This window comes from Streptomyces sp. NPDC041814, from assembly GCF_055590565.1.
On the sequence record NZ_JBVJAM010000024.1, the window covers coordinates 1948 to 4446 of the forward strand.

Annotated in this window: 2 rRNA genes (1 of these 2 only partly in view); both read right to left on the reverse strand. The window is 58.1% G+C overall.

Annotated features, from left to right (window positions below):
- Nucleotides 1-632 (reverse strand): 23S ribosomal RNA (locus tag ACZ6C6_RS34905); it reaches 1925 nt to the left of the window's first position.
- 299 nt (nt 633-931) lie between these two features.
- A 16S ribosomal RNA gene (locus tag ACZ6C6_RS34910) occupies nt 932-2457 on the reverse strand.
- Together the 16S and 23S rRNA genes form the textbook arrangement of a ribosomal RNA operon.
- Nucleotides 2458-2499 lie beyond the last annotated feature (42 nt).

Consider the following 2499-nt stretch of genomic DNA (forward strand, 5'->3'; position numbering starts at 1 on the left):
TCCGACGCTCCCACGGCTTGTAGGCACACGGTTTCAGGTACTATTTCACTCCGCTCCCGCGGTACTTTTCACCATTCCCTCACGGTACTATCCGCTATCGGTCACCAGGGAATATTTAGGCTTAACGGGTGGTCCCGCCAGATTCACACGGGATTTCTCGGGCCCCGTGCTACTTGGGTGTCTCTCAAACGAGCCGCTAATGTTTCAGCTACGGGGGTCTTACCCTCTACGCCGGACCTTTCGCATGTCCTTCGCCTACATCAACGGTTTCTGACTCGTCTCACGGCCGGCAGACCATGAAAGAGAGATCCCACAACCCCGCATGCGCAACCCCTGCCGGGTATCACACGCATACGGTTTGGCCTCATCCAGTTTCGCTCGCCACTACTCCCGGAATCACGGTTGTTTTCTCTTCCTGAGGGTACTGAGATGTTTCACTTCCCCTCGTTCCCTCCACACTGCCTATGTGTTCAGCAGCGGGTGACAGCCCATGACGACTGCCGGGTTTCCCCATTCGGACACCCCCGGATCAAAGCTCGGTTGACAGCTCCCCGGGGCCTATCGTGGCCTCCCACGTCCTTCATCGGTTCCTGGTGCCAAGGCATCCACCGTGCGCCCTTAAAAACTTGGCCACAGATGCTCGCGTCCACTGTGCAGTTCTCAAACAACGACCAGCCACCCACCACCCCACCCTCACGGGCGAGTTCACTGGGGCCGGCAACCGAAGGACGACCATGACGGCCGTACCTTCAGATACCCAACAGCGTGCCCGACCCGACCAATCATTCCCACGTTCCACGCCGAAGCAGTACTAGTGACAACAACTTGCCGTGCCGAGTAGTCAACGTTCCACCCATGAGCTACCAGCACCGAACATTCGCCGGTGTTCTGGCCTCTGACCAAGCTTTGCTCGGTAAGAAGTGCTCCTTAGAAAGGAGGTGATCCAGCCGCACCTTCCGGTACGGCTACCTTGTTACGACTTCGTCCCAATCGCCAGTCCCACCTTCGACAGCTCCCTCCCACAAGGGGTTGGGCCACCGGCTTCGGGTGTTACCGACTTTCGTGACGTGACGGGCGGTGTGTACAAGGCCCGGGAACGTATTCACCGCAGCAATGCTGATCTGCGATTACTAGCAACTCCGACTTCATGGGGTCGAGTTGCAGACCCCAATCCGAACTGAGACCGGCTTTTTGAGATTCGCTCCGCCTCGCGGCATCGCAGCTCATTGTACCGGCCATTGTAGCACGTGTGCAGCCCAAGACATAAGGGGCATGATGACTTGACGTCGTCCCCACCTTCCTCCGAGTTGACCCCGGCAGTCTCCTGTGAGTCCCCATCACCCCGAAGGGCATGCTGGCAACACAGAACAAGGGTTGCGCTCGTTGCGGGACTTAACCCAACATCTCACGACACGAGCTGACGACAGCCATGCACCACCTGTACACCGACCACAAGGGGGGCACCATCTCTGATGCTTTCCGGTGTATGTCAAGCCTTGGTAAGGTTCTTCGCGTTGCGTCGAATTAAGCCACATGCTCCGCTGCTTGTGCGGGCCCCCGTCAATTCCTTTGAGTTTTAGCCTTGCGGCCGTACTCCCCAGGCGGGGAACTTAATGCGTTAGCTGCGGCACCGACGACGTGGAATGTCGCCAACACCTAGTTCCCAACGTTTACGGCGTGGACTACCAGGGTATCTAATCCTGTTCGCTCCCCACGCTTTCGCTCCTCAGCGTCAGTAATGGCCCAGAGATCCGCCTTCGCCACCGGTGTTCCTCCTGATATCTGCGCATTTCACCGCTACACCAGGAATTCCGATCTCCCCTACCACACTCTAGCCTGCCCGTATCGACTGCAGACCCGGGGTTAAGCCCCGGGCTTTCACAACCGACGTGACAAGCCGCCTACGAGCTCTTTACGCCCAATAATTCCGGACAACGCTTGCGCCCTACGTATTACCGCGGCTGCTGGCACGTAGTTAGCCGGCGCTTCTTCTGCAGGTACCGTCACTTTCGCTTCTTCCCTGCTGAAAGAGGTTTACAACCCGAAGGCCGTCATCCCTCACGCGGCGTCGCTGCATCAGGCTTTCGCCCATTGTGCAATATTCCCCACTGCTGCCTCCCGTAGGAGTCTGGGCCGTGTCTCAGTCCCAGTGTGGCCGGTCGCCCTCTCAGGCCGGCTACCCGTCGTCGCCTTGGTAGGCCATTACCCCACCAACTAGCTGATAGGCCGCGGGCTCATCCTTCACCGCCGGAGCTTTCAACCTTCTCCCAGGAGAGAGAAAGTATTATCCGGTATTAGACCCCGTTTCCAGGGCTTGTCCCAGAGTGAAGGGCAGATTGCCCACGTGTTACTCACCCGTTCGCCACTAATCCACCCCGAAGGGCTTCATCGTTCGACTTGCATGTGTTAAGCACGCCGCCAGCGTTCGTCCTGAGCCAGGATCAAACTCTCCGTGAATGTTTTCCCGTAATCGGGAGACACATCACGAGAGCGGAACAA